This is a genomic window from Pseudoalteromonas sp. CO325X (assembly GCF_004208955.1).
GTDB classification, from domain to species: domain Bacteria; phylum Pseudomonadota; class Gammaproteobacteria; order Enterobacterales; family Alteromonadaceae; genus Pseudoalteromonas; species Pseudoalteromonas ruthenica.
Map to the genome: position 1 here is coordinate 153,531 of NZ_SGPG01000021.1, position 26,102 is coordinate 179,632.

Genomic DNA, 26,102 nt, shown 5'->3' on the forward strand with positions numbered 1-26,102 from the left:
TTTTCAAAGTGCAGCAATTTTTTATTCAAGGATTTAACCATGGCAAACTATTTCAATACCCTGTCTCTGCGAGAGCAATTGGCTCAGTTAGGTCAATGCGAATTTATGGACAGCAGTGAGTTCAGCGACGGTGTCGATGCATTAGTAGGTAAGAAGCTCGTGATTGTCGGGTGTGGTGCGCAGGGACTTAACCAAGGCCTTAATCTCCGTGACTCAGGTTTGAACGTAAGCTATGCACTGCGTGATTCTGCTATTGAACAACAACGTCAATCATTTTTAAATGCCAGTGAAAACGGCTTTATCGTCGGGACTTACGAGGAACTGATCCCAGACGCTGATTTAGTGCTTAACCTAACGCCAGATAAGCAACATAGCAACGTCGTGGAAAAGGTCATGCCACTGATGAAACAAGGCGCAACTTTGGCCTATTCTCATGGCTTTAATATCGTTGAGGAAGGTCAACAAATTCGCGATGACATCACCGTGATCATGGTGGCACCGAAATGCCCAGGCTCTGAGGTACGAGAGGAATACAAACGTGGTTTTGGTGTCCCCACACTCATTGCTGTGCACCCAGAAAATGACCCTGAAGGGAAAGGTTTAACACAAGCTAAGGCCTATGCGGCAGGCACCGGAGGCGATCGCGCTGGGGTGCTGCTTTCTTCTTTTGTCGCCGAGGTAAAATCCGATTTGATGGGCGAGCAAACTATTTTGTGTGGCATGTTACAAACCGGTTCACTATTGTGCTTTGATAAAATGGTCGAAAAAGGCATTGACGCTGGTTACGCATCTAAGCTCATCCAATATGGCTGGGAAGTGATCACCGAAGCCCTTAAACATGGTGGCGTTACCAACATGCTCGACCGCTTAAGTAACCCTGCCAAGTTGAAAGCCTTTGCTTTAAGTGAGGAGCTTAAAACGATTATGCGTCCGCTTTATAACAAGCACATGGATGACATTATCAGCGGCGAATTCTCCAAAGGCATGATGGCCGATTGGGCCGAAGACGACACTAAATTACTTAATTGGCGTGAGCAAACAGCGCAATCCGCCTTTGAAAAACAACAAAATAGTGACGTGGAAATAGCTGAACAAGAGTTTTTCGACAACGGGATCTTAATGGTCGCCATGGTGAAAGCCGGCGTTGAGCTGGCGTTCGAAACGATGACTGCAGCGGGTATCAAAGCAGAGTCTGCGTATTATGAGTCACTGCACGAAACACCATTGATAGCCAACACCATCGCACGGAAGAAGCTCTACGAAATGAACCGCACTATCTCTGATACGGCAGAGTATGGCTGCTACCTATACAACCATGCTTGCTTGCCATTACTGCAACCCTTTATGGCGAATATTGACACCGACGTCATCGGTCGAGGCCTAGATAGCCAAGATTTAGGCGTTGATAACCAAGCGCTGATCCAAGTCAATGATGCACTGCGCGCTCACCCGGTCGAGCAAGTTGGTGGTGTACTGCGAGGCTATATGTCGGCCATGAAGAAAATTGTATAACCCTTTCGCTTGTTAGAAGCCAAGCCCAGCTGCTTTGCACTGGGCTTTTTTTATTGCAGCGGATAGAATTATCTTAACCTACTTATTGTTGCCCTAAAGTTGTATGAAGCTAGCTCAACTCACAATTCGCCAAAAAGTCACGCTACTGGCCTCGTTTATTGCCATCGTAGTGGCGGCCATTATTGGCTCCATTTCACTGTATAGTGCTAAACAGGCTATTGCCGAGCGCATGCTCCACTCCGAGTTACCCGCTAAAGTAGAAGCCATTAATAACCATATCAGTAACGAGATTAACACCCTGCTCAATGCCAGTGAGCAGCTAGCTAGCAGCGCTATGGTGGCGCGTTGGGCGCAAACCCAAGGACGCGCCGATGACGCCCTGCTAATTCAGCAGTTGCAACAAGTTGCACAACAATATGATTTAGCCACTGCCTCTTGGGCTAACCGCAATAGCGGCGAATACTGGAATCAAGACGGCTTTTTACGCGTCCTCACTACTGAGCAAGACGGTTGGTTTTTTGCTTTTAAAGACAGCGCACAGCCCCGCTCTATCAGCATTTATCAAGAAGCCCCAGGGGATGTGAAAATGTTCGTCAATTACCAGCAAGTGGGCGGGCTTGGACTGTCTGGCCTAGCGAAAAGTATTGATGACATGCAGCAAATGCTCGAGCGCTTCACAATCGAAAAGTCTGGCTTTGTGTATGTAGTTAACAGCCAAGGCTTAGTGCAGCTGCACCCTGACGCAGCACTGGTCGCCAAAGCCACACTAGAAGATATCTATCAACAACCGGTAAGCACAGCGCTACTGGGTAATGAGTTTGCGATCACTGAACTCAACCTGCACCAAAGTGACTACTTTGTTGCCGCCAGCCCTATCACTAATACCGATTTGTACGTTATTGCCCAAGTCCCTGCAGATGAAGTCTTTGCCAGTGTCAATGCGCTAATGTGGCAGATTATTATGATTTCCATCGTCGTTGCAGTGTTAATGTGTGTGGCTGGGTTTGTTTTAGCAACGAATATTACTGCCCCCATCAAAGACATCGCTCGACGCTTTATTGAGCTTGGGCAAGGGCAAGCACGCTTAGATCATCGTTTTGATACCCTGCGTCAACCCGAGCTGCGCGAGCTCACCAGCGGATTTAATGAGTTTTTATCGAAAATAGACAATGCGATTAAAGCGGTCGCACAGCAAAGCCAACAGGTCGGCCACAGCGCTAGCGAGTTGCGCCAGCAAGCCGGTGCTCAAGCCAGTTCGCTAGAGGAGCAAAAGCAGCAAACAATCAGTGTAGCAACGGCTGCAAACCAAATGGAAGCCACGGTTGCAGAGATAGCCAACAATGCCGCTAGTGCAGCCTCGCTCACTGCCGAAGGGCAACAGCATAATGAGTTTAATCGTACCCAGGTAGCCGATGCACTGGCACAAATAAACAGCCTCGCCCAAGGCGTAGAGCAAATGAGCGAAGAGCTGCAAGAGTTAGTCGCCAAAACCTCAGAAATATCCGATGTGGTCAGTGCCATAACGGGAATATCCGAGCAAACTAACTTACTGGCGCTAAACGCAGCGATTGAGTCTGCCCGCGCTGGTGAACACGGCCGAGGCTTTGCCGTTGTCGCTGATGAAGTGCGCGCGTTAGCAAGTAGAACGTCTAGCTCCACGGCACAGATTCAACGCACTATCGATAGCCTTAACGATTCTGCCAACAATATGGTGGCGCGTATGGAGCAAGCCCGTTCAGGCGCGCTGCGCAGTGTTGAAATTATGGATCAAAGCAGCACCTTGCTAAATGATAACGCCAAAGCTAGCGAACAAATTAACGACATTACCACGATTATTGCCACCGCGACGGAAGAGCAAAGCTCGGTAATGAGTGATGTGAGCCGACAAGTTGAACTGATCAGCAGTGCCAGTGACGCTATCGCCATGCAAAGCGCCGATGTGAAAGCCACAGTCACGACCTTGCACGAATGTGCAGAGCAGCTTGATGCGTTAGTGGCAAGCTTTGATAAGCGCTAACACTCATCATTTGTAACAATTTAGCGCCCTAATGCTTGCCTCTCGGTCTATAATTAATCAATATGTTGTTGATTGTAGACCGAGGTTTTCGGTAGGAGGTAACAATGCGGTGCTTATCTTTACTGGCCTTTATATTGTTGTTGGCAGGCTGTAGCAGTACTGAGCAATCACACCTGCCACCACCGCCAGTGAATTTGACCTACCACCCCGAGCTTCAAGCCTTGCCTGTTGAAAGCATGGACGATATTTTCAACCTCAACAGCGATATGAAAGCACAACTCAATCAAGCCTTCGCTTCGCGTTTTGGTGATTTAAGCGCAACCAAACGCTTAATTATGTTCCTACTCAATAATGGCGATAAGAGTTTGCGTTATCAAAGTGGTGCTACGCTGACTGCTCAGCAAACCTATAACCAGCTCAACGCTAATTGCTTATCCTTGTCTATTTTGGCCTTCAGTATGGCCGAGCATTTAGGCTTAGAAGGTGAATTTCAACGCGTCCATATCCCCGAGTATTGGGCCCTCGACAAAGGCTACAACCTGCTCACCGGCCATATCAATTTAAAATTACGCATGCCGAAAGTGCGCCGCAGCGATGTCATTAACCTTTATGACAACCAAGGCGCTATGCTGGTTGACTTTGCACCAGATATCTCCGGTGACAACTTCAAAACCACAACCATCAGCAAAGAGCGTGTAGCAGCAATGTTTTATAACAATAAAGGGGCGGCGGCGTTGGTAAATAACAAGCGTAACGAGGCGTTCAGTTATTTCCTGGCGGCTACACAGATGGACCCAAGCTACTCTGGCGGGTGGGGTAATCTCGGTATCTTATTTCGGGTGATCGAGGATTATCAGCGCGCCGAGCAAGCGTATGACTATGCCTTATTAGCCGACGCGAACAATAATACAGCAGCGGGTAATTTAGCCATCTTGTATCAACTTACTGGGCGTCAGCAACAGGCTCAAGAAATTGAAACTGCGTTGGCAAATAAACGCAAAACTAACCCTTATTACCAAGTGGCCCTTGGCAATGAAGACATTGTGAAGAAACAATATAGCCAAGCTTTAGCGCATTTCCGCAAGGCCCGTGAGTTAGACGGGCGCATGCATGAGAGCTACTTTGGACTGGCGCGTACCTATTACCTTATGGGCGATATCAAAGCCGCACGCAAGCATCTCACAATGGCACATCAGCGCGCGCAGTTTAAGTATGATAAAGAGCGCTATCGCGGTAAGCTGGCAGCGCTGAATTTAGTTGCCAGTAATCGATGAGCAAATACGGATGGCTTATTTTGATGTTGTCGCTGAGCTCTGGCGCTTCAGCGACAAACTGGCAAGATGATATCGCCTATTTATCTAGCCCGGCATTGGCGGGACGAAAAACAGGCTCAGCGCCGAGTAAGCTCGCTCAACAGTATATTGTTCAGCGTCTCACCGAGCTAGGTTATCGCACTGAGCGCGCTGGCTTCTCTTTTACAAGTGGTTTTTTTGTCAACACTCAAGGCATTAACATCTTTACCAGCGAATGCCAAACCCGCTGTTTAGTGATCAGTGCTCATTATGATCATCTCGGCCGCCATGGTCAGCGCTATTATCCAGGAGCCAATGATAATGCCTCAGGAGTCGCTGCCCTGCTGTACTTAGCGCAGCAACTGCAAGCCATGAAAGAGCAAATTATTTTTGTCGCCTTTGATGGCGAAGAGCAAGGCCTGCATGGGGCCAAGCATTTTGTCGAAACTCAGCCTGCGCAGCGCCTGTATACAAACTTAAACCTCGACATGCTGAATTTAACCAACGCTCGCAGCAGATTGTTCGTATACGCGCCACATAAAATGTGTGCAGCGGCAAAGCAAAGCTTAGTCAACAGCCCAGTAAAACTCAGTGTAGTGCGCTCGGGAAGAAGCATTAATCGCCGCTTGGGGAAAAACATCACCGATTGGCGCCGGGCCAGTGATCACTATGCCTTTTTGCGCCGAGGGATTGCGGCAATATTTATAACCGCAGCAGAAGATAAGCATTACCACAGCCCTGAAGATACCTTCGAGCATATCAACAAAGCGCGTTATCAAGCTACACTGCCCATGCTAGCGCAGTTTAGTCGCGCTCTACTCACTAGGCAGTGTCAGGCTGTAGCGCATCCATAATAGCCGCCGCATAATTATCGGTAGTGGCGATAAAATGGGCTTTCGTTGCGCGACGCATTTTTTTTACTTGCCATTCTAGCTTACAGGCGTCACTGCGTGAGCCAACTGGAGTCGCAAAAATGAGTGATAACGGTCCTTTGCCACGTAAATTCTTAGCCCCTTTACCCTGCTGATGAGCCTCAAAGCGCTTTACAACGTCGTTACTCACGCCTGTGTACCAATGGTTATGACGTGTCTGTACGATATATAACCACCACCACTGATGACTTTCACTTTCTATAAAACTATTTGCCTTCGCGGCGGTCTGATGTAGCATTTGACGCTTTACCTTCAGTGCACAATAGGTATCATGCTAACAATAATTAATAAGGACTGATAAACGAACATGCAGTGGTTAAAACCGTATTCGCTGGCCGTAGCCGTAGTTTTGTCATGCAGTATTCTAAGCGCATGCTCTAGTTGGGTCTACCGCATTAACATTCCCCAAGGGAACTTTTTAGAGCAATCTGACGTGGATCAGCTTCGCGTTAATATGACCCGCGAGCAAGTGTTATTCGTGTTGGGTAAACCAGTTGCCGAAGATGCGTTCGACGACGACACTTGGCACTATCTATATGTATTTAACTTGGGCCGTAAAAACGAACAACGCAAGCAGCTCACGCTTGAGTTTGAAGACCAAAAGCTCGCCCGAGTTATCTCTGACGACTACGAGCAACCAGAACAATTTAACACTCCTTTGGAGCAATAAACGCTCATAGGTGATACGTAATAGGCTCACAACTTGGACTCTTACGTTGTAAAAACGCGGCTTTCATGCCGCGTTTTTTAATTCCCTGCTCGCCAAGCGGCAATGTTACGCAGCTCCCGAGCCATAACCTTTCGTTCATGAACCAGCAATGCCTGATATTGGCTCGCACTCACAGGCGTTTTGCAACCATGGTAAGTTCGCCTGTACTGGCTATATAAAGCGTCAAAAATGCTCGCGACTCGTGCTAGATGAAAACCAGAAGTAACGATGTGTAAGCGAGCCTTTGCATGGCTTGCCAACACTGGCTGACTAAGCAATGCATCCTCAAAGGTAAAGCGGCTCATCGTTGGCGCAAGCAGTGCCTTGCGCTCGACGCCCTGGGTTATTAAATGCTGCTGTTGAAGCGCACTATGAGCCCAGGGTGATTGATTAAAGTGCTCCCCAAAGCCACCGGTGCACAGCACATGCGTCTGACCTTGGCTATTTAGACGATGGTAGAGATTGGCCGCATACTCTCCCCGGGCTCGAGCGATGTCACTCAGTTGCCCAAAGCGGTCATTCGGTGCTCCGAGCACAACCACCACGGCGTAAGAAAGCCCGCCATTAGCGCTTTGCGCGCTATTCTTTGACTTTACCACCGGTCACTTTATTGGCGCGCCCCTCTTCTTTGGCTTTCTCCGCACGACGACGGCGAGCCTCTTTGGGGTCAGCAATAAGTGGGCGATAGATTTCTACCCGGTCACCTTGTTTGAGCTCAGTATCAAGCTTGCAGGTGCGGTTCCACACCCCTAAAGTTAAGTTCGCCATGTCAATCTCAGGGCACTTGTCAACGATGCCTGACTTCAGCACGGCTTCTTCTGCGGTACTGCCCTTAGGGATCTCCACCCGTAAGGTGGTGGCTTTGTCCGGCAGTGCAAACACGACTTCGACTTCAATCATGCCCGCTCCCCATAAACGACCTTGGCCCGTTGGGTAAACGCTTTTACCATATTTTTAGCTACATCATTGAAAATACGGCCAAAGGCCATTTCCACTAGCTTGCTCGCGAACTCAAACTCTAATTTCAGGCTGACCTTGCAAGCATGCTCATCAAGAGGCTTAAAATGCCAATGACCATGTAAGTGCTTAAAAGGGCCATCCACCAGCTGTAAGGCAATGGTATATGCTTGCTCATCGAGCTTGTTTTCTGTGGTAAACCATTTTTTTAAACCGGCCTTGGAAATCTCCAGACCGGCACGCATGGTATTGTCTCCCTGAGCAAAGACTTTGGAGTCGCTACAATGGGGCAAAAACTGCGGGTACGCGTCGACATCATTCACTAAGTCGAACATTTCTTGGCTGCTGTACATGACCAGCGCTGACTTTTCTATCTGGGGCATAACCTCTCCTCACAATAGCCGCAATTCTAGCAAGCTTTCTTAAGCGCCCCAAGTACCCTGTGCAAAACCAGAAAACTCACTTTATTCATTGAGCGCTAAGCAAAAAAATGATGTAAATACACAGACAATCAGTATAATGGCGACGTTATGGCAAAGAAAAAAACCGCAAAATCGACCTCAAATACCATCGCGCTAAATAAAAAAGCGCGCCATGAGTATTTTTTACACGATAAATTCGAAGCTGGCGTTGAACTACAAGGCTGGGAAGTAAAGAGTATCCGTGCCGGTAAGGTCAATATCTCGGAAACGTATATTCATATTAAAAACGGTGAAGCGTTTTTATTGGGGAGTCAAATTCAGCCCCTTAACAGCGCTTCGACACACACAGTGTGTGATCCGATGCGCTATCGCAAGCTGCTATTGAATAAGCGTGAAATTGACCGTCTTATTGGCGCAACCGAACGCGAAGGGTACTCGCTTGTTGCCACCGCTATGTATTGGAAAAAATGCTGGGTGAAACTGGAGTTCCACCTCGCCAAAGGTAAGAAAATGCACGATAAACGTGCTGATACCAAAGATAAAGATTGGGCTCGAGAAAAAGAGCGCACAATGAAACATAAAGTCAGATAAAAGCGAGCTCTAGCTCGCTTTTTTATTACTCAAGAAATCCCTCTTAAATTCAACACCTTACTTATCACCTTCAGTTGGCATTCAGCTAAATTACTGGTCAATAACAAATTTTATTACAAATTACCCCTAATAGGTCATTGCCAAATTCTTGTAAAGAATGTTAATCTTATGTTGTTTGCTTGATTCACGACAGCCACCCTAACTGATTGTTAATCAACGACGTGTAGACATACTCCATCCCCGTAAGTCGGGAAGCTAAAAGGACTCTCTTGGCGACTCCTCACGCATTGACTGAGTATGCAGCCGTTTGCCCACGCCGATTGGCTTAGGTGTCTCTAGCAAATGTATTTAAGACAACTAAAAGTTTCCCTTTAGGAAACATAACAACAAGGATTTCAGGATGAGAAAGTTTACTCCGTGCACTGTGCGCACTGCCCTAAGCCTCGTTTTAGGCTCTGCTGCGTTATCCCTCCCCTCTGTTGCCAGCGCTAACGAAACCGGTGGTGAAGGTGTAGAACGAATAGAAGTCACTGGCTCGCGTATTAAGCGCACCGATATGGAAGGCCCGTCGCCAGTACAAAGCATAGGTAAAGAAGACATTGCCAATATGGGCTACGACAACTTGCAACAATTGCTAGAACGTATGCCTGTAGCCGGTAACGGCACCTTCTCTACTCGCGGCAACAACCAAGACTCAACCGCAAACGGCGGCGCCGCTGTTAGCTTACGGGGGCTGGGACCGGATGCCACTTTGGTGCTTATTAATGGCCGCCGAGTCGCCATCAGCGCCTTCGCCGAGAGCATCACCAATTCTTTTGTCGATATCAACTCGATTCCAGTATCAGCCATTGAACGTATCGATATCCTTAAGGACGGCGCCTCGGCCATTTATGGCTCAGACGCTGTTGCTGGGGTAGTGAACGTAATTTTGAAAAAAGACATTGAAGGGATTGAAATCAACCTTGGCTACGGAGAAACGACCGGCCCCGATTATGATGAAACCACTGCGAGTTTAGTGTGGGGCACAACCAGTGATAAAGGCAGTGCGTCGGTGATTCTGGACTACTTTAAGAATACCGGTTTAGAGTCTGCAGAAATGGGTAAGCTGGGTACCGCAAACCAAGCGCCTTATGGTGGCATGGATTTTCGTTCATCACGTGGGTTCCCGGGCTACTTTTACGTCAATGGTGAAAAGACTATCGACCCGAACTGTCCACCCGAGAGTGCCACCGCCAGTGGCAGCTGTTTGTTCGACTATGGTCCGTACGGTTTTATCACGCCTCCTGCAGAGCGCGTAGGCGCCATTGCTCAGTTTGATTACAACTTCGATAACGATATCACTGCGTTTTTAGAAATTGCAGCGCAGCACAACACCTCTGAAGCCGGTGGTGCACCAACACCACTTGATGAAGACGCAGGCCTTACCGTTCCGGGCTCCCACCCTAACAATCCGTTCGGACAAGACATTGAAATTGGTCGTTATCGTACTGTTGATGCGGGTCCTCGTCGTTGGGATATCGAGTCTGATACACTGCGCTTTGTAGCCGGCTTGCGCGGTGTTATCAACGACTGGGACTGGGAAGTGGCCGCGCAAAAAGGCCGCTCAAAGTCAGAGCAAACGGGCGATCGCTCTATGGGTTGGGTCCGTGTTGACTTCCTACAGCAGGAGATTGATGCCGGTAACTATAACCCCTTCGGCGGTGTCCAAAACGATCCGGCGGTGATTGACCGCATTACCACCAGCTTAGTGCGCCGTGGTGAGTCGCATATGACTTCGTTTGATGCCAGTATCAGTGGTGAAGCGTTCGAATTTAACGATGCCATGGTGATGATGGCTGCAGGCCTTGAGTACCGTGAAGAAGATGTCAGCGATGTGCCTGACGATCAGTTCCAGCGCGGCCTTATCTTTGGTACTGAGTCCGTCTCTGCCGCTGCAGAGCGTGACCAGTGGGCGGCTTATGTGGAGTTCTCCATTCCTCTGCGCGATGACTTAGAGTTGCAATTAGCCGGTCGTCACGATGACTACAGTGATTTTGGCTCTACCACTAACCCTAAGGTTGCCTTGAAATGGGCGCCTAGTGATGAGTTTTCCCTACGTGGTTCATGGGCACAAGGCTTCCGCGCGCCGTCTTTGGCGCAGATCGGCCTAGGCCCATCAGAAGAAAGCCAATTCTTCGTCGATACCTATCGCTGTCAAGCCACCGGACAAGATTGCGATCTACTTGATTACAATATCGAGTTTGCTGGTAACCCAGACTTAGAAGCTGAAGAGTCTGAGTCTTGGAACGTTGGTGCTATTTGGGCACCCACCACCGATTTAGGTATCTCTGTTGATGTCTGGAGCATTGAACAAGATAACAAAATCGACGAGCAAGACTTCGGTATGATTTACAACACGTACTGTAACGATCAAAACAGCACCGTGTGTGTACGCTTGCCACCGGCCAATGGCGAGGCGCTAGGCGTTATTCAAACCGTCAATAGCACCTTTGAGAACGTCTCATCACAAGAAGCATCAGGGGTTGATTTATCAACCAACTACAGCATGGACCTTGCCGACATGGGGCTATTGAAGTTCAACCTTGAATGGTCTTACATGCATGAGTTCAACAAAGATGACCGCGAGTATATTGGCGAGTACGAGTATCCTAAACACCGTGGCTTGTTTAGCACGAACTGGGAGTTCAACGACTTCAACGTCAATATGAATATCAGCTATATCGGTTCATTCGAGGACACACCGGATATCGACTTCGATGGTAACCTGGATTTCGACACCGAGACTTCTCGTGATGTTGCCTCGCAAACCCTCGTCGATATTCAAGGTGCTTATCACATCAATGATGCAGTACGCGTATCTGTGGGTGTGAATAACCTCTTTGATGACGAGCCGCCATTTGCCATTGGCGATGGTGATTCTGACCTTTACGGTTATGTATCGTCTATCCATAACCCCCGTGGACGCTACGTATACACCAACTTAACGTGGCGTTTTAACTAAGCCACTCACACAAAAAAGGCCGCGAATATCGCGGCCTTTTTGCTGGGCTCAACCCTTAACCATAGGTATACGAAGATTGAATACCCAATGGAATATCTAAGCCCCAATAGGCTAGCAAGAAGATGCTCCAGCCAATCAAAAAGGCGATAGAGTAAGGCAGCATCATCGCTATCAGCGTACCTATACCGGTATTTTTCACATACTTTTGACAATACACCACCACCAGCGGGAAGTAAGGCATCAATGGCGTAATAATGTTTGAGCTTGAATCACCAACACGATAAGCGGCCTGAGTTAAATCAGGGGAAATATTAAGCTGCATCAACATTGGTACAAAGATAGGTCCAAGTAGCGCCCACTTGGCTGAACTTGAGCCCACAAACAAATTCACAAAACCGGTTAAAAAGATAATACCAACAATGGTCACACCACTTGGCAGGGACAAGGCTTTCAACACCGCTGCGCCCTCAATCGCCAGTAATGCACCCAGATTAGACTGTGCGAATGCGGCAATAAATAGCGCACAGAAGAACGCCATCACCACATAATAAGCCATCCCTTCCATGGCTTTGGTCATCGCCATCACCATGTCTTTTGAGGATAGGAAAGTACCGGCAACAAAGCCATACACCGCCCCTGGGATCCAGAACAATAAGAAAATAAGCGGTACGATGGATTGCATGATTGGTGCGCTAAAATCAGCCAGCTTGCCATTTTCGGCGCGCAGTGGTGAGTCACCTAAACTAGCTACATAGGCTAACAGCGCCAAGCCAGCGAGCATCACGGCAGTGGCAATAAAGAAGGCTTTCTTTTCTTTCGAGGTCGCCGTTTCAAAAGCCGGCAATTCATCGGTATTACCATCAACCGGAGAGTTCTTTAACCGTGGCTCAATAATCTTGTCGGTGATATACCACCCCACCAAGACAATGAAGATACTCGACATAGAGGTAAAGTAGTAATTGTTAAGCGGGTTGATTTCCATTGTTGGGTTAATGATCTGCGCCGCACTTTGGGTAAAGCTTTGTAATAGCGGGTCGATACCTGAGGGAATAAAGTTAGCACTAAAACCACCGCTCACACCGGCAAATGCCGCTGCGATACCCGCTAATGGGTGACGCCCCATGGCGTAGAAAATAACCCCGGCAAGTGGGATCACTAATACATAGCCGGCGTCTGTCGCGGTATGCGACACAATACCGACCAAAATAATCATTGGTGTAAGTAAGGCTTGCGGAGTGCGTTTAAGCATCAGCTTAATGCCGGTATTGATATAGCCACTGTGTTCAGCAACGCCAACACCGAGCATCGCCACCAGCACCACACCTAATGGCGCAAAGCCGGTGAAGGTCTTCACCATCGAGGCGAGAAAGCCCGCTAACGCATCGCCGGTGAGGAGGTTATTAACCACAATAGGCGCATTAGTGCGCGGGTCAATGACATCAAAGGTAACGCCTGAGAATACCCAGGAAAGCACCCAAATCAGTAACATAGAGAACAAGAAAATCATTGCCGGATCGGGCAACTTGTTCCCCACATGCTCAATAGTATTTAAAAAGCGCGCGATAGCGCCAGTTGGTGCAGCTCCTTGCTGGCCACCGTTATTATTATTCATTATCACTCCTTAGCTAAAGCGAGTGCGTGAACATCCGCCACGCAATTTCCACTGTGCAGACTACTGCAAAATGCCCATAAAGGCTATATAGACAAAAACACCAGCTAGCTGGTGTTTTTAGGTATTCGTGTAACGCAATGGGGCTAGTTGGCAAGCGCCTTAACTTGCTCCCAAATCACCACCACATGATCTCGGTCGGTGTCATCCAGCTCACCATTTTGATAGGCCTTTACCAAGCTTTCTTCCACCTGTTGGTTGAGCTCATCTGGGGTTAACGGCAAGTTCTCGACCTGCGCATAACCGACAGCCAAATCAAAGTGGCCGCGCAGATAACCGCCCGCGAAGAGCTGGTCGTCATCGGCATTATCAACCAAATCATCAAAAAACTGCTGTGCCGCATCGACATACTGTGTGTAAGGCATTACTACTCCTCAAAGTGGCCCACGGCATAGAGCACATGGTCATTAAAGCCTGTGGTTATTTGTATATAACCGGATAATTCGTCGTCTAGTTCGCTGTCGCCGGTATCGCAAACCAATGGCCGCCCTTGCAGCGCTTGCAGTTTGCTTTTCGTAGCAACAACGATGATATTGTCTTTTCCTATAGCGCGAATAAGCGCTGGGCTCAGTTGCTGGTTGCCTCGACCGAATAAATGTCCTTGGCCACCAATAAGGGTAATAACCAGTTTGGTTGGCGCCTGCTCGACAGCACTGAGCAACTGCTGCGCGGTCATGTCCTGCCCTATCAACGCTTGATCTTGAACTAAATCCACCCCTAGCAAGGTGTTCTCTAGGCCCATTTCTTCCATGACTGCTGCAACCGTTGAGCCTGAACCCATAATGTACTGGTATTGTTCATCCATCTCGCTGACCACAAAGGCCGCGATGTCAGCAAGCACTAACTCATCGACTTCTTTACCGCCAGCATTTTTCACCGCTTGCACATAGCGTAACTCGCTGGGAACGCGCAGCTCGCCGTAGCGCTTGGCGCGCACTGCACCTTGGCGAAAAGCCTGCTCATCAATATCCATAACATCACTTTCGCTGAGGGTCACCAGCTCACCTTTAACCAGCATTTCAACCACCCTACCCGCCGCTTTTGGGGTAATGGCATACACGCCTGAGTGAATTTTACAGCCCGCAGGAATGCCCAGTGCCGGCAGCGTATCATCAATGGCATGACAGATATTTCTGGCGGTGCCATCGCCTCCGGCAAACAATAATAAATCCACACCTATAGCCTGCAGTGCTTTTGCCGCCAGCTCAGTGTCTTGAGCCGTGGTTGAGCGCTCACTGTGATATACCACTTCGACATCAAAGCCGAGCTCTTTGGCGACTTGTTCGCCCATAGAGTCATTGACAGTGTAAATACACAGTTGCTCACGATATGCGAGAAGCTGCTCGAGGGCCGCACGGGTACGTATGTTCGCTTTCGGCTCGGCGCCAAGAGCAATGGCTTTAGCTGCTGTTTGCGCACCGTCACTGCCTTTGAGCGCAACGGAACCCCCAAGCCCAGCCAAGGGGTTAACAATTAAACCTAGTTTAAAGCGCATCGTGTTGCTCCTGTATACCCTGCCACTGCACCCGCTCTGGCGTCAGTGGGTAAGGTTGCTGATAATGCTGACTCAAGGCTTGCAATAGGCGCTCAGTGCGAGCATTAAAGCCCTGCTCAATAAGCCTGATTAGCTTGTCGTACACCCGTTGCTGAAAACGAAATCGGCAGGTTTGCTCACCACCGAGATTATCCGCTGACACATTAAAGGGAAAACCCGCCGCCAGAGACAACGCCCATTCAATTGCTTGTGGATGCACTTCCACCTGCTCAAATGCCTGCTGTTGCTCTTTACTGCGCCCATCAGGGCAGTACCAGTAGCCGTAGTCTTCACGAGTTCTGCGCTCAGCACCGGCAACAAGCCAATGAGCAATCTCATGCAGAGCACTTGCGAAGAATCCATGGGCAAAGACAATACGGTGATAACCGCACTGTTCGTCTGCGGGCAAGTAAATGGGCTCGTCCTCACCGCGCACCAATCGGGTGGTGTAATCCGCATAAAACGTGCGCTCAAATAGCGCGATTAATTCATCAACGTGGTGCATAACAAAATTGAAAACAAAAACACCGCAGGATTGTACGGATTTTGCGAGGTAAAGTAAAAACGCAGCCCTATTGGCTGCGTCACTTTATTTATTTTTGCCCTGGGATAGGCCCAAACTCATGGGCCACATGGGGATTTTGCGCCCGTTGACGTAATAGATGATCCATTAAGGTAATGGCCATCATCGCCTCGGCAATAGGCACCGCACGAATACCCACGCAAGGGTCATGACGGCCTTTAGTGATCATTTCGACTGCCTCATTGCGAGTGTTAATACTCTGCCCCACCACGGTAATACTTGACGTGGGCTTAAGGGCGATACTGGCAACGATATCTTGGCCGGTAGAGATGCCCGCTAACACACCACCCGCATGATTGGAGGTAAAGCCTTGCGGGGTGAGTTCATCGCGACCTTGAGAGCCTTTTTGCTCGACCACGGCAAAGCCATCACCAATCTCCACCCCTTTAACTGCGTTGATACTCATCAATGAGTGCGCCAGTTCTGCATCAAGACGGTCAAACACAGGCTCGCCCAAACCTACCGGCACACTTTTAGCCACGACCGTGACCTTTGCGCCGATGGAGTCGCCCTGCTTTTTTAAATCTCGCATATACTCATCAAGGGCATCAATTTGACTAGCATCAGGGAAGAAAAAAGCATTGTTATGCACTTCATTCCAATCGTACTGCTGCGCTTTAATAGGTCCTAGCTGCGATAAACACCCTTGCACCTCAATACCGTGAAATTGTTTCAGGTACTTTTTCGCTATTGCCCCAGCAGCAACGCGAATAGCGGTTTCTCTGGCTGAAGAGCGCCCCCCACCACGGTAATCGCGCACACCATATTTATGCCAATAGCTGTAATCACCGTGGCCCGGGCGAAACACATCTTTAATTTTGCTGTAGTCTTTGGAGCGTTGATCGGTGTTTTCAATCACCAAGCCAATACTGGTACCGGTCGTTTTGCCTTCAAACACCCCGGAGAGAATTTTCACCTCATCCGCCTCCCGGCGTGCCGTAGTGTAGCGGCTTTGCCCCGGCTTGCGCCGGTCTAAGTCGTGTTGTAAGTCAGCCTCATTAAGCTCCAGCCCAGGTGGGCAGCCATCGACCACCCCCCCTAGCGCCGGCCCGTGGCTTTCGCCAAAGGTAGAGAGCTTAAATAGCTGCCCTATACTGTTACCTGCCATGTTCTTTCCTCATTCCAAAAATGGCGTTACCTATTCGCTAACCTAGCTGCCAAAGTGGGCATCTAAATCGGCTTTTGAAATCATAAACACCCCTAAGCCCCCCTGCTCAAACTCAAGCCATGTGAAGGGTACCTCGGGATATAGCGCTTCCATGTGTACCATAGAGTTGCCCACCTCAACAAATAATAAACCGTTATCTGTTAGATGCTGCGCTGCATTGGCAAGCAACTGGCGGGTCACATCCAAGCCATCTTCACCCGAAGCCAGCCCTAACTCCGGTTCATGGTGAAACTCTTGAGGTAAATCGCTCATATCCTCAGCATCAACATAAGGCGGGTTGGCAATAATCAAGTCGTACTTTTCTTGGCCTACGCCGCTAAATACATCGGATAAAATCGGTAATACCCTATCTTGCAGCTGATAATCCTGGATATTGATATCTGCCACGGCCAGTGCATCAGGGGAGATATCCACCGCATCCACCAGCGCATTTTCAAATGCCTGCGCTAAGGCTATGGCGATACAGCCTGAGCCAGTACACATATCGAGTATACGCATTACATTTTCGGGCTCTTGCACCCAAGGTGAAAACTGCTGGGAGATAAGCTCTGCAAACGGTGAACGCGGCACTAATACCCGCTCATCTACATAAAATGGCATGCCAGCGAAATATGCTTGATTGGTTAGATATGCCACGGGTGTGCGCTCATTAATACGTTTTGCAATCAGCACACTCAAATGCAGCTTTTCAGCTGTGGTTAAACGGCTACTAAGAAGCGTGTTCGGCGCATCCATAGGTAAATGCAGTGCTGGTAATACCAGAGCTACCGCTTCATCCCAAGCATTATCAGTACCATGGCCAAAGAATAAGCCATGACCACTAAACTGACTTGTGGCCCAACGCAGCCAATCATTGATAGTTTCTAAGGTGTGCTCAGCATCTTCGCGCTGGGCGTCGGTTAGCAAAATATCGCTCATGTTTGTAAACGCTCGTTATCCCTTAATAGCGCCATTGTAGCGTGTTTAACGCTAGGTTTTTATGCTTTTTTTGGCTAAACTCTCGACCATGAAAAAACAGCAACCAACAGCACCTGACGCACAGCCATTGTCGCAACAGGACATCGATTTATTTCGCCAAAGCATTGGCGCCACCAAGCGGGTCAAAAATGACACCGTGCGTTTGACTGGGCAACAGAAAAAGCCGATCGCTCAGCGCCAACAAGTGGAGCGTCAAAGTAATACCGAGTTTTACTTTTCTGACGAGTATATTCCCGACATAGACACACACAGCACCATCAGCTATGTCAAAGCGGGAGAAGACCGCTACCTGGCAAAGCAGCTGCGTCGTGGCGATTACAATCCGGAACTGATCCTCGACTTGCACGGCCTCAACAAAGAAACGGTCAAACAGGAGTTAGCAGCGCTGATCAGCGCCTGCAAAAAGCAGCATGTGGCCTGTGCGTGTGTAGTGCATGGTATTGGTGAGCGGGTGTTAAAGCACAAAGTGCCGCAATATCTGGTGCAGCATCCTGATGTGATTGCCATGCACCAAGCGCCACTAGAATATGGCGGTAAAGGGGCGTTGTTAATTCTTATTGACTTGCCCGTGGATGTCAGCCCACTTCTTTAGGCTTGGTATATATCGGCATTATGACGCTGCATCAAAATGCTTGGATCATCAATGGCGTTAAAGCCAAACTGACGATATAAATCGTGCGCATCGAAGGTGGCGAGCATAAAACGCCGCAACCCTTGCAGCTCAGGGTGGGCGACCACCTCAGCAATAAGCGCTTTGCCTATCCCCTGTCCTTGATAATGCTGCAATACAAACACATCAGCCAGATAAGCGAATGTGGCGTAATCCGTGGTCACGCGGGCAAAGGCTACTTGCTCGCCCCGCTGGTTATAGGCGCCAAAGCACAAGGAGTGATCGATGGCACGACGCATCACCGCAGCAGGAATACCTTTAGCCCAGTAAGTGCGGCTTATAAACCCGTGGATCACGTCAAACTGCAGCTTTGTTTTGTCTGTATCTATATGCACTGAACTCATGGGGCTTCCACTTCGAGGTGTTCAGGCAACGCATTGACCGCTCCCTCTTCCAGCGGACGACTAAAATAATAGCCCTGCACAATAAAACAGTTATTGGCTTTCAAAAACTCCATTTGCTCTTTCGTTTCAACCCCTTCGGCAACAACATTGAGGTTTAATTTTTGTGCCATAGCAATAATAGCTGCGGTGATCTCCATGTCATTAGAGTCTTCAGGGATATCTTGCACAAAAGAGCGATCCACTTTCAGCACATCAACCGGGAAACGTTTTAAATAACTCAGCGACGAATAACCCGTGCCAAAGTCATCAATGGAAATAGATACGCCCAAACGCTTCATCTCAAGCAGCTGCGAAATAGCGGTATCGACGTCCCCCATTAACATAGATTCAGTGAGCTCAAGGTGCAGCTTGTCAGGGGCAATGCCAGATTCACGCAAGGTTTTACTCATAGTGGCAATGAGGTTGGCGTCTTGGAACTGCCGCGCTGATAAGTTCACTGATACATTGGCCTCAAGACCGGCTTTAGCTCGACGCGCCGAGAATGCGCATGCCTCGCGCATCACCCACTCGCCAAGCTCAACAATGAGTCCTGTGGCTTCAGCGATGGGAATAAACTTAAATGGTGAAATGGGGCCTTGCACAGGGTGAGTCCAGCGCACCAATGCCTCAAAACCAAGAATACGGCCATCACGGCTATCAACCTGTGGTTGATAATGAAGATGAAATTGACTATCACGGATCCCTTGGCGTAGCTCATTCTCTATGTATAAGCGCTCGTTTGCAGCGGCATTAAGCTCTTTGGAGTAGAAATGATAGGTATTTTTGCCTTTTGCCTTAGCCTCATACATTGCCAAATCAGCATGCTTAAGCAATTGATCTTCTTCGCTACTGTCATCGGGCGCCATGGTAATACCAATACTGGCACTCACAATCACCTCGTTATTGCCAAGCTGAATAGGCTGATTAAGAGTGCGCTGAATGGTGTTAGCGACTTCTTTTGCACGCTCATGACTTTCAATACCACTGAGTAATACCGCAAATTCATCACCGCCTAAACGGGCAATGGTGTCTTCGGTACGAAGGCGGTTTTTGAGACGCCGAGCTACCTCTACCAGCAATTGGTCACCGACATCATGACCCAGGGTGTCATTAATGCGTTTAAATTCATCAAGGTCGAAGTAAAACAAGGCAAAAGCATAATGCCCTCTATCCGCGAGCGCCATCGACTTACGTAGCTGCATACGGAAGAAAGTACGGTTGGCCAAACCAGTAAGGGTATCAAAATAAGCCAGCTGCTCCATTTTGCGCTGACTCTCTTTTACAAAGGAAATGTCTTGCGCGGAAACGACGTAGCTATCGACATCCCCTTCCTCATCACGGATGGGAGAAATACTGAGCGATACCCATATGGCTCGACCATCAATGTGCTGCAGCATGGTGTCACCACGCCAATAATTACGTGAGCGTAAGTCAAACTCAATGTCTTCGTTGAGAATCGCCATTTCCCGGGCAATAACACTGAGTAATTTGGCCTCAATAAAGTGCTCTTCGCTGTACCCGGTCATCTCCAGCATTTTCGGGTTCACATACTCAATTTGCAGTTGATAGTTGGTGATCAACACCCCAGTACCAGAGTAAGCGACCGCTTTAGAGAGCCGGTTGGCAGCCTGCTCAGCCACTTCTTTTTCTTTAATACGCTGATTAAGCCCGGTTATGGTGTTACTCAGCTCGACACTCATGTCTTTAAATGAGCCATTGAGAACGCCTATTTCATCTTTACTCTCTGGCGGGAAATCGGTGTCCATTTTGCCTTTGCCAAAACTGGATACCGCATTCACGAGCAAATAAATGCGCCGGAGCACGAGTTGATACAAAGCTTGATGCAATAGCAGAGCAACGAGAATGGCGTAGAGAATAAACAGCCCTAAAAACTTTATTTGCAATGCCTCAAGCGCTTCCAGAGCACTGGATTGCTTACGGTAAATGCCTACGTACCAATCCAGCCCTTCAACTTTGCGAATCGTCGTGAGGTAGTTCTCTCCCTCATAACTGAATTGCTCTGTCACCGTTGGCAATTTTAAACGCAGCGCCCCACTGACTAATTCAACCAGTTTAGGATTAATAAAATCAGACATGCGTAGCGGTTTACCTTGGCGCCCATAGCGTTGGTAGGTGGCGTTGTCTAAGCGCGGGTGAGCCAATAACTGTCCCTGTGCATCAACAACAAACATCTGCTGATGTGGGTCATCTATTGGTAAGTATTCGAGTAATTTATCCAGTTCTAAATCCGCACCCGTAAGAGCGACGTGCTGATCCTGCTTATAAATGGGCGTGACAATACTGACAATCCATTTGCCCCAGATAGGGTCATAGTACACCGGCGTCCACACTGCCTGGCGGGTGGGGTTATTTTGCTCATTAACGCGATCAAAATTCAATGAGTTCACGGCGCGATAATCCGCTGGTACATCCAATGCCCAGTTCGGCGGCGCTACACGGACAAAGTCATCCTCGGTCAGTAAATAGAAATTAAAATAGTCTTGAATCAACGTGGGCGAAATGACTTGCCAAAGCTGCTCTGATTTTGCAAACAGTCGCTCGTAGGAAGGTGAATAATTCTTTTTCGGGATGATGGCAGCAGAAAGGCCATCATCAGACATGCTGCGCAATGTTAGTTCATCGGTAATTATAAATTGAGGTGACTCAAAGGAAGCATTGGTGTTGGTGTGAGTGAATAAAGCGCGTTTAACGACCTCGTTGGCCTGCTCAGCAATGTTGGTTTTAGTATCAATAAAACGGCCAAACTGGCCGATAAAACGTGCACTATATTGGTTTAACTGTTCATGCTCTTCAAACATCAACTGCTTTTGCTCTGACTTGAGCATCAGCACCGCCGCAAAAATACCGGCAATCAAACAAATGGCAGAGATCAATGCCGAGAGCTTGATGCTGAGGGAATGAATGCCAAACCGAGATGGCGGACGCCTGTAGACCACTGCCTATCCTTTTTAAGTCTCTGGATTAATGTACTTTTAGCCAGCTAGCAAATATAACAGGCCTCAGGCACTTATATAAACCTTTTTCGTGGAATAATTGATTGCACGGTATTGCAGCCCATACAAAGGTATGAGCAATAACACCGCGTTGCTAGTTCGCACAGTATTTGTAACACAATAACGTTTTCTACTCACCTAGTTTACCCGCGCTAAGACATTAAATTGAGAAATATCAAATTAGCCCGATTTAGCTGTTGACTTGCATAGAGTGGAACCAGTAGATTGAAAGTATGAACAGTATCTCTTTCGTATTTTTTCGCTTTTTTATCTTCCGCCCTTGTTAGGGAGGCCGATAGCGAGTACGTGAGATTCACCATATGCTAAAGCCTCCCCACCGGGAGGCTTTTTTCGTTTTGGGAATGAGGAAACCTAATAATGACTAACGAAACACTGCATGCATTGCGCCGGGATATTAACGAAATAGACTCCGAGCTTTTGATTTTGCTGGCTAAACGCCGTCGTATCGCACACTCCGTTGTGGAATATAAAATTAACAACAATAAACCCATACGTGATGAAGCCCGGGAACAAGCACTGCTGGAGAACTTGATAAGTTATGGCAAATCTTTAGGGTTAGACGCTTATTATATCAACAACGTGTTCCAGCGTATTTTAGAGGACTCGGTGTTGCACCAACAGGCCATGTTGCAACAAAACCTCAACCCTGAAGCCTTAGGGACGACCAACCGAGTCACTTATTTAGGGGGGCAAGGCTCGTACTCGCAACTGGCCGTACATAAGTATTTCAGCCGCCGCCCAGGCAAGCTCGTGGAACTTGGCTGTTCACAATTTGATGAAATCACCGGCGCAGTGGAAAAAGGGCAAGCAGACTTTGGCGTACTGCCTATTGAAAATACCAGCTCTGGCAGTATTAATGAGGTGTTTGATCTCTTACAACATGCCCAAGTGTCGATTGTCGGTGAAGTAACCCACAGCGTTGAGCACTGTGTATTAGCCAAACCAGGGACCGAGCTGGGCGATATCAATAAGCTCTTTGGCCACCCTCAGCCATTCGCTCAGTGTAGCCGGTTTATTCAAGGGCTAAATCAGGTGCAGCTCGAGCATTGCGACTCCACCACCAGTGCAATGAAAGCAGCGCTTGAATGCGAGCACAGCGCGGCAATTGGCTCAGCGCAAGCCGGCAAACATTTAGGGTTAGAGGTGCTGCAAACGGCGATTGCTAATCAAAGTGAAAACCACAGCCGCTTCATTGTGGTAGCACGCAAACCGCTTCAGGTATCAATGCAAATTCCCACAAAAACATCGCTAATTATGTCAACCTCGCAGCAAGTGGGCGCTCTAGCTGATGCTCTGATGATTTTCAAGCAGCGTGAAATTAACTTAGTGAAACTAGAGTCTCGCCCAGTGCCAGGCAACCCTTGGGAAGAGGTGTTTTATGTCGACTTAGAAGCGAACATCGACGACCCTAATGTCAATCAAGCCTTAGAAGAGCTTAAACCCTTCACTGAGTTTATCCGCGTTTTAGGCTGCTACCAAAGTGAGTCGCTTAAAGCGGTTACGCCAAAAATGTAATCCTGTCTGTGTAGAAAGGCGCCAGCAATGCCTTTCTACTCAGGGAACACATCTTTGATAAAGCAAATACTAACCTAACACCTTGGCATCATTGGCTTTATTTAACAAAGCTCGGCTTTGGCTTAAGAACTGATCGCTGGCATCACTAAAGAACACTTTTGCATCAGAGAATGCAGTCATTAACGCTTCTTTGTCTTTATCACGCAGCATGCTTAAAGTATGTTCATAGGTATTTTTATACGCCTCCAAGAGCGGCTCTACGCGCTCAAACTGCGCAAGCATAATGTCGCTATACAGCTCCGGGCTTTGTGCAAACAAACGGCCCACCATCATTAATTCCAGCTGATAGATAGGGGACGAGCAATCGCGAATTTCTGCTAAGCTATGTTCTTGTTTAGCTAGAAACTGGCCATATACGAAGGTGGTTAAGTGGCGCATAACCTGGATTATTTGCATGGCTTCGTCGTGTTTGCGTGCGCTCATAGTGACAAGTTGACACCCCCACACTTTAAGCTGAGCCAACAACGCCTCACCCGCTGCACTCTCTACGTCTTTGCACACCACCACAGTTTGTTTAACCCAATGGCTGATATCTGGTCCAAACATCGGGTGCAAGCCCAATACCGGACCGCTGTGTTTGTTGGTCAGCGCCGCTAAGGGCTTTTCTTTCACGGACGTGATATCAACTAGCAAGGCATCGTCGTCCAAAGCAGGAAGGTTGGCGACAACCTCCTCCACGGCGTTGATAGGTACACTAATAAGCACACATTTAGCGCCTTTGAGTAACTTTGCAGCTTCGCCACTTTGCTGCTCTTGGCGGTCAATAATACGCACCTCAACACCACTGCGGGTTAGCTGCTTAGCAAATAGTTGCCCCATCGCTCCACGGCCACCGACAATCGCCACCGGATTGAGCGACTTACAAACACAAGCCAACTCGCTTTGTTGGTTTTGATAGGCCTCTCGCATCATGCGCCGCAAAATATCTTCGACCAAGTCAGGGTTGACCGCCGCTTCTTCAGCCTCTTTACGCCGAGCCGCGATCAACGCCGCCTCGCGTTCGGGGGCATGCAAAGGAGCGCCGCTTTGTTGCTTTATTTTGCCTACCTGCTCGGTGATTTGATTGCGCTTGGCAAGGAGGCGAACGAGTTCGGTATCACAGGCATCGATTTGATTGCGAAGTTGGGCTAGCTGCTGCTCTGAGGTCATAATGTAAACTTAAAATTACACTTGGTAAACTAATTAATACATTGATAGTAGCAATATTAGTAAGTCAGGAAAAGGGGCAAGAGGTATCAAGGTGTTGAATAATATGCGAGGAGTCACCTGCGGCAAGAGGGAGCATAAGGCGCTGCCTGTAAAAACCAAAGCGGGCCAGCTATTGCTAGCTGGCCCGCTTTATCACGTCTTAGTAAAACGCGCGTATTAATTAAGTTTTTCTTTAATACGTGCAGACTTACCAGAACGCTCACGCAAGTAGTAAAGTTTCGCGCGACGTACTGCACCGCGACGCTTAACTGTGATGCTATCTACAAGTGGGCTGTGCGTTTGGAATACACGCTCAACGCCTTCACCGCTTGAAATTTTACGCACGGTGAATGCAGAGTGTAGGCCACGGTTACGCTTAGCGATTACAACACCTTCAAAGGCCTGTAGACGCTCTTTGTTACCCTCTTTTACACGTACCTGTACAACAACTGTGTCACCAGCGCCAAAGCTTGGTACGTCTTGCTTAAGCTGTTCAGCTTCAAGCTCTTTAATAATATTTTGGTTTACTTTTGCCATTTTATTTCTCACTTTCCTAGGTGTAACTGTCTTCTAGCCACAAGCTATGAGTTTTCTTGCTGATATTCAGCAAGTAACTGTGCTTGCTCCTCAGTCAGAGCTAGGTTTTGCAACAAGTCTGGACGTCTTTGCCAAGTTCTCCCTAATGACTGCTTTTGCCGCCATTTTGCGATTGCTTGGTGGTTACCACTGAGTAAAATCGGTGGAACCGCTTTGCCATCCAATATCTCTGGCCGGGTATAGTGCGGACAATCGAGCAAGCCATCCGAAAATGAATCTTGCTCAGCCGATTGGTTATGACCTAACACCCCTGGCACTAATCGCGCAACAGCGTCAATTAATGTCATGGCCGGTAGTTCACCGCCGCTGAGGATAAAATCCCCAATCGACCATTCTTCATCGATATAGGATTCGATGAGCCGTTCATCTATACCTTCATAACGACCAGCTACTAAAATCAGTTTATCGCACTGAGCGAGCTCTTGTGCGCCTTGCTGATCTAGTTTTCGCCCTTGTGGGGACATGTAAATTACCTTAGCACCCTCGCCTGCCGCAGCTTTCGCATCGAGTATGGCCTGCTTCAATGGTTCAACCATCATCAACATGCCTGGACCTCCACCATAAGGGCGGTCGTCCACGGTACGATGCTTATCCGTTGCATAATCGCGCGGGTTCCAGCAGTGAAAGTCGATTAAACCACGTTTCACTGCGCGGCCTGTTACGCCCTGATCAGTAATTGCCGAAAACATCTCTGGAAAGAGGCTTATTACCCCCATCCAAAACGGTGTTTGTGCCATTAAAAGCCTGGGTCCCAGTCCACAGTAATCTGACGCTCGTCATGGTCCACATTGATAATGACCGAATCGGTCAAAAATGGGATTAAACGCTCGCCTTTGCCGAATGCATCTTTACTGTTTGCTTTCACAACCAGCACATCATTCGAGCCTGTCTCCATCAAGTCATCAACTTGACCTAAGTCATAACCTTTTGTGGTTACCACGGCCATGCCGATGAGATCTCGCCAATAAAACTCCCCTTCGGGAAGCTCTGGTAATTGCGCCACTTCAACCGAGATTTCCGCATTGGTCATTGCCATTGCTTGGTCACGGTCATTAATTTGCGCAAACTTGGCGATAAAGCCTTTGTTGTGGCGACGCCAGTCACTCACTTCAAAGGTTTGCCATTTACCTTGTTGCCCTATCAACCATGGGCTGAAATCGAAGATCCCTTGGGGATCATCAGTAAATGAATGTACCTTAAGCCAACCCTTGATCCCATACGGGGCTCCGAGTTTGCCAACGACGATTGTTGAGGCTTGCTCTTGTTGACTCATGGTTACACTTACGCCT

25 protein-coding genes are annotated in these 26,102 nt (G+C 48.4%); 9 read left to right on the plus strand and 16 right to left on the minus strand.

Annotated features, from left to right (window positions below):
• Positions 1-39: 39 nt before the first annotated feature.
• The 4 genes from ilvC (at position 40) to EXT46_RS11450 (ending at position 5,675) form a co-directional block, all read left to right on the plus strand.
• Positions 40-1,512, plus strand: coding sequence for a ketol-acid reductoisomerase (gene ilvC / locus EXT46_RS11435; protein WP_130147365.1), 1,473 nt, complete (start codon positions 40-42; stop codon positions 1,510-1,512).
• Positions 1,513-1,615: 103 nt separating this feature from the next.
• Positions 1,616-3,529, plus strand: coding sequence for a methyl-accepting chemotaxis protein (locus EXT46_RS11440; protein WP_130147367.1), 1,914 nt, complete (start codon positions 1,616-1,618; stop codon positions 3,527-3,529).
• Positions 3,530-3,633: 104 nt separating this feature from the next.
• A complete protein-coding gene (locus tag EXT46_RS11445) occupies positions 3,634-4,803 on the plus strand; it encodes a tetratricopeptide repeat protein (RefSeq protein WP_026111222.1) in 1,170 nt (389 codons plus the stop codon).
• On the plus strand, positions 4,800-5,675 hold the full coding sequence (locus tag EXT46_RS11450) for a M28 family peptidase (RefSeq protein ID WP_130147369.1): 876 nt from the start codon (positions 4,800-4,802) through the stop codon (positions 5,673-5,675). Before EXT46_RS11445 ends, EXT46_RS11450 begins: the two co-directional genes overlap by 4 nt.
• On the opposite strand, the gene EXT46_RS11455 is transcribed toward EXT46_RS11450, so the two are convergent.
• A complete protein-coding gene (locus EXT46_RS11455; RefSeq protein WP_022945735.1) occupies positions 5,644-5,991 on the minus strand; it encodes a GIY-YIG nuclease family protein in 348 nt (115 codons plus the stop codon). The genes EXT46_RS11450 and EXT46_RS11455 overlap by 32 nt on opposite strands.
• A gap of 69 nt (positions 5,992-6,060) precedes the next feature.
• Here EXT46_RS11455 and bamE point away from each other — a divergent pair, with 69 nt between their 5' ends.
• Positions 6,061-6,423: an outer membrane protein assembly factor BamE gene (gene bamE / locus EXT46_RS11460; RefSeq protein WP_022945736.1), complete on the plus strand. Its 363-nt coding sequence runs from the start codon at positions 6,061-6,063 to the stop codon at positions 6,421-6,423.
• 77 nt (positions 6,424-6,500) lie between these two features.
• Here the strand turns inward: bamE and EXT46_RS11465 are convergent, their stop codons facing one another.
• Genes EXT46_RS11465 through EXT46_RS11475 form a run of 3 tightly spaced genes read right to left on the minus strand, consistent with a single transcriptional unit; the run spans position 6,501 to position 7,802 of the window.
• Positions 6,501-7,061: a YdcF family protein gene (locus EXT46_RS11465; RefSeq protein ID WP_130147371.1), complete on the minus strand. Its 561-nt coding sequence runs from the start codon at positions 7,059-7,061 to the stop codon at positions 6,501-6,503.
• Positions 7,042-7,362, minus strand: a complete 321-nt coding sequence (locus EXT46_RS11470; RefSeq protein WP_022945738.1) for an RnfH family protein — start codon at positions 7,360-7,362, stop codon at positions 7,042-7,044. Before EXT46_RS11470 ends, EXT46_RS11465 begins: the two co-directional genes overlap by 20 nt.
• Complete coding sequence (locus EXT46_RS11475) at positions 7,359-7,802, minus strand: type II toxin-antitoxin system RatA family toxin (protein WP_022945739.1); 444 nt, start codon at positions 7,800-7,802, stop codon at positions 7,359-7,361. Before EXT46_RS11475 ends, EXT46_RS11470 begins: the two co-directional genes overlap by 4 nt.
• A gap of 147 nt (positions 7,803-7,949) precedes the next feature.
• Here EXT46_RS11475 and smpB point away from each other — a divergent pair, with 147 nt between their 5' ends.
• Positions 7,950-8,432: an SsrA-binding protein SmpB gene (gene smpB, locus EXT46_RS11480; protein WP_022945740.1), complete on the plus strand. Its 483-nt coding sequence runs from the start codon at positions 7,950-7,952 to the stop codon at positions 8,430-8,432.
• A gap of 400 nt (positions 8,433-8,832) precedes the next feature.
• Positions 8,833-11,433 carry a TonB-dependent receptor gene (locus EXT46_RS11485; protein WP_130147373.1) on the plus strand — a complete coding sequence of 867 codons (2,601 nt, stop codon included), beginning with the start codon at positions 8,833-8,835 and terminating at the stop codon, positions 11,431-11,433.
• A gap of 55 nt (positions 11,434-11,488) precedes the next feature.
• On the opposite strand, the gene EXT46_RS11490 is transcribed toward EXT46_RS11485, so the two are convergent.
• The 6 genes from EXT46_RS11490 to prmB form a co-directional block, all read right to left on the minus strand.
• A complete protein-coding gene (locus EXT46_RS11490) occupies positions 11,489-13,045 on the minus strand; it encodes an AbgT family transporter (RefSeq protein ID WP_130147375.1) in 1,557 nt (518 codons plus the stop codon).
• A 143-nt stretch (positions 13,046-13,188) separates the two neighbouring features.
• On the minus strand, positions 13,189-13,467 hold the full coding sequence (locus EXT46_RS11495; protein WP_022945743.1) for a YfcL family protein: 279 nt from the start codon (positions 13,465-13,467) through the stop codon (positions 13,189-13,191).
• A gap of 2 nt (positions 13,468-13,469) precedes the next feature.
• On the minus strand, positions 13,470-14,597 hold the full coding sequence (locus EXT46_RS11500; RefSeq protein ID WP_130147377.1) for an ATP-NAD kinase family protein: 1,128 nt from the start codon (positions 14,595-14,597) through the stop codon (positions 13,470-13,472).
• Positions 14,587-15,141 (minus strand): elongation factor P hydroxylase, encoded by a 555-nt coding sequence (locus EXT46_RS11505; RefSeq protein WP_130147379.1) that lies wholly within the window; start codon positions 15,139-15,141, stop codon positions 14,587-14,589. The genes EXT46_RS11500 and EXT46_RS11505 overlap by 11 nt, the downstream gene beginning before the upstream one ends.
• An 88-nt stretch (positions 15,142-15,229) precedes the next feature.
• Positions 15,230-16,327: a chorismate synthase gene (gene aroC, locus EXT46_RS11510; RefSeq protein WP_022945746.1), complete on the minus strand. Its 1,098-nt coding sequence runs from the start codon at positions 16,325-16,327 to the stop codon at positions 15,230-15,232.
• 42 nt (positions 16,328-16,369) lie between these two features.
• Positions 16,370-17,305 carry a 50S ribosomal protein L3 N(5)-glutamine methyltransferase gene (gene prmB / locus EXT46_RS11515; protein ID WP_130147381.1) on the minus strand — a complete coding sequence of 312 codons (936 nt, stop codon included), beginning with the start codon at positions 17,303-17,305 and terminating at the stop codon, positions 16,370-16,372.
• 88 nt (positions 17,306-17,393) lie between these two features.
• On the opposite strand from prmB, the gene smrB reads away from it, so the two are divergent.
• A complete protein-coding gene (smrB, locus tag EXT46_RS11520) occupies positions 17,394-17,957 on the plus strand; it encodes an endonuclease SmrB (protein ID WP_026111224.1) in 564 nt (187 codons plus the stop codon).
• On the opposite strand, the gene EXT46_RS11525 is transcribed toward smrB, so the two are convergent.
• The gene (locus EXT46_RS11525) at positions 17,954-18,379 is read right to left on the minus strand and encodes a GNAT family N-acetyltransferase (protein ID WP_130147383.1); all 426 of its coding nucleotides are present in this window, start codon (positions 18,377-18,379) and stop codon (positions 17,954-17,956) included. The two genes, smrB and EXT46_RS11525, sit on opposite strands and share 4 nt — an antisense overlap.
• Complete coding sequence (locus EXT46_RS11530) at positions 18,376-21,375, minus strand: EAL domain-containing protein (RefSeq protein WP_130147385.1); 3,000 nt, start codon at positions 21,373-21,375, stop codon at positions 18,376-18,378. Before EXT46_RS11530 ends, EXT46_RS11525 begins: the two co-directional genes overlap by 4 nt.
• A 435-nt stretch (positions 21,376-21,810) precedes the next feature.
• On the opposite strand from EXT46_RS11530, the gene EXT46_RS11535 reads away from it, so the two are divergent.
• Complete coding sequence (locus tag EXT46_RS11535; RefSeq protein ID WP_130147387.1) at positions 21,811-22,968, plus strand: chorismate mutase; 1,158 nt, start codon at positions 21,811-21,813, stop codon at positions 22,966-22,968.
• 69 nt (positions 22,969-23,037) lie between these two features.
• Here EXT46_RS11535 and tyrA read toward each other — a convergent pair whose 3' ends face one another.
• The 4 genes from tyrA to rimM all read right to left on the minus strand — a co-directional run bounded on the left by tyrA (position 23,038) and on the right by rimM (position 26,086).
• Positions 23,038-24,177, minus strand: coding sequence for a bifunctional chorismate mutase/prephenate dehydrogenase (gene tyrA, locus EXT46_RS11540; RefSeq protein WP_130147389.1), 1,140 nt, complete (start codon positions 24,175-24,177; stop codon positions 23,038-23,040).
• A gap of 216 nt (positions 24,178-24,393) precedes the next feature.
• Positions 24,394-24,753: a 50S ribosomal protein L19 gene (gene rplS, locus EXT46_RS11545; RefSeq protein ID WP_022945752.1), complete on the minus strand. Its 360-nt coding sequence runs from the start codon at positions 24,751-24,753 to the stop codon at positions 24,394-24,396.
• A 44-nt stretch (positions 24,754-24,797) separates the two neighbouring features.
• Positions 24,798-25,550 carry a tRNA (guanosine(37)-N1)-methyltransferase TrmD gene (gene trmD / locus EXT46_RS11550; RefSeq protein ID WP_130147391.1) on the minus strand — a complete coding sequence of 251 codons (753 nt, stop codon included), beginning with the start codon at positions 25,548-25,550 and terminating at the stop codon, positions 24,798-24,800.
• The gene (gene rimM, locus EXT46_RS11555) at positions 25,550-26,086 is read right to left on the minus strand and encodes a ribosome maturation factor RimM (RefSeq protein ID WP_022945754.1); all 537 of its coding nucleotides are present in this window, start codon (positions 26,084-26,086) and stop codon (positions 25,550-25,552) included. The genes trmD and rimM overlap by 1 nt, the downstream gene beginning before the upstream one ends.
• Positions 26,087-26,102: the final 16 nt, after the last annotated feature.

Coding starts and splice junctions, on each gene's coding strand:
- EXT46_RS11445 (WP_026111222.1), top strand. CDS start 3,634: ATGCGGTGCTTATCTTTACTGGCCTTTATATTGTTGTTGGCAGGCTGT.
- EXT46_RS11495 (WP_022945743.1), bottom strand. CDS start 13,467: ATGCCTTACACACAGTATGTCGATGCGGCACAGCAGTTTTTTGATGAT.
- EXT46_RS11505 (WP_130147379.1), bottom strand. CDS start 15,141: ATGCACCACGTTGATGAATTAATCGCGCTATTTGAGCGCACGTTTTAT.
- EXT46_RS11525 (WP_130147383.1), bottom strand. CDS start 18,379: ATGAGTTCAGTGCATATAGATACAGACAAAACAAAGCTGCAGTTTGAC.
- rimM (WP_022945754.1), bottom strand. CDS start 26,086: ATGAGTCAACAAGAGCAAGCCTCAACAATCGTCGTTGGCAAACTCGGA.
- ilvC (WP_130147365.1), top strand. CDS start 40: ATGGCAAACTATTTCAATACCCTGTCTCTGCGAGAGCAATTGGCTCAG.
- smpB (WP_022945740.1), top strand. CDS start 7,950: ATGGCAAAGAAAAAAACCGCAAAATCGACCTCAAATACCATCGCGCTA.
- rplS (WP_022945752.1), bottom strand. CDS start 24,753: ATGGCAAAAGTAAACCAAAATATTATTAAAGAGCTTGAAGCTGAACAG.
- aroC (WP_022945746.1), bottom strand. CDS start 16,327: ATGGCAGGTAACAGTATAGGGCAGCTATTTAAGCTCTCTACCTTTGGC.
- EXT46_RS11490 (WP_130147375.1), bottom strand. CDS start 13,045: ATGAATAATAATAACGGTGGCCAGCAAGGAGCTGCACCAACTGGCGCT.
- EXT46_RS11470 (WP_022945738.1), bottom strand. CDS start 7,362: ATGATTGAAGTCGAAGTCGTGTTTGCACTGCCGGACAAAGCCACCACC.
- EXT46_RS11455 (WP_022945735.1), bottom strand. CDS start 5,991: ATGCTACATCAGACCGCCGCGAAGGCAAATAGTTTTATAGAAAGTGAA.
- EXT46_RS11535 (WP_130147387.1), top strand. CDS start 21,811: ATGACTAACGAAACACTGCATGCATTGCGCCGGGATATTAACGAAATA.
- smrB (WP_026111224.1), top strand. CDS start 17,394: ATGAAAAAACAGCAACCAACAGCACCTGACGCACAGCCATTGTCGCAA.
- EXT46_RS11450 (WP_130147369.1), top strand. CDS start 4,800: ATGAGCAAATACGGATGGCTTATTTTGATGTTGTCGCTGAGCTCTGGC.
- trmD (WP_130147391.1), bottom strand. CDS start 25,550: ATGGCACAAACACCGTTTTGGATGGGGGTAATAAGCCTCTTTCCAGAG.
- EXT46_RS11440 (WP_130147367.1), top strand. CDS start 1,616: ATGAAGCTAGCTCAACTCACAATTCGCCAAAAAGTCACGCTACTGGCC.
- tyrA (WP_130147389.1), bottom strand. CDS start 24,177: ATGACCTCAGAGCAGCAGCTAGCCCAACTTCGCAATCAAATCGATGCC.
- EXT46_RS11500 (WP_130147377.1), bottom strand. CDS start 14,597: ATGCGCTTTAAACTAGGTTTAATTGTTAACCCCTTGGCTGGGCTTGGG.
- EXT46_RS11485 (WP_130147373.1), top strand. CDS start 8,833: ATGAGAAAGTTTACTCCGTGCACTGTGCGCACTGCCCTAAGCCTCGTT.
- EXT46_RS11475 (WP_022945739.1), bottom strand. CDS start 7,802: ATGCCCCAGATAGAAAAGTCAGCGCTGGTCATGTACAGCAGCCAAGAA.
- bamE (WP_022945736.1), top strand. CDS start 6,061: ATGCAGTGGTTAAAACCGTATTCGCTGGCCGTAGCCGTAGTTTTGTCA.
- prmB (WP_130147381.1), bottom strand. CDS start 17,305: ATGAGCGATATTTTGCTAACCGACGCCCAGCGCGAAGATGCTGAGCAC.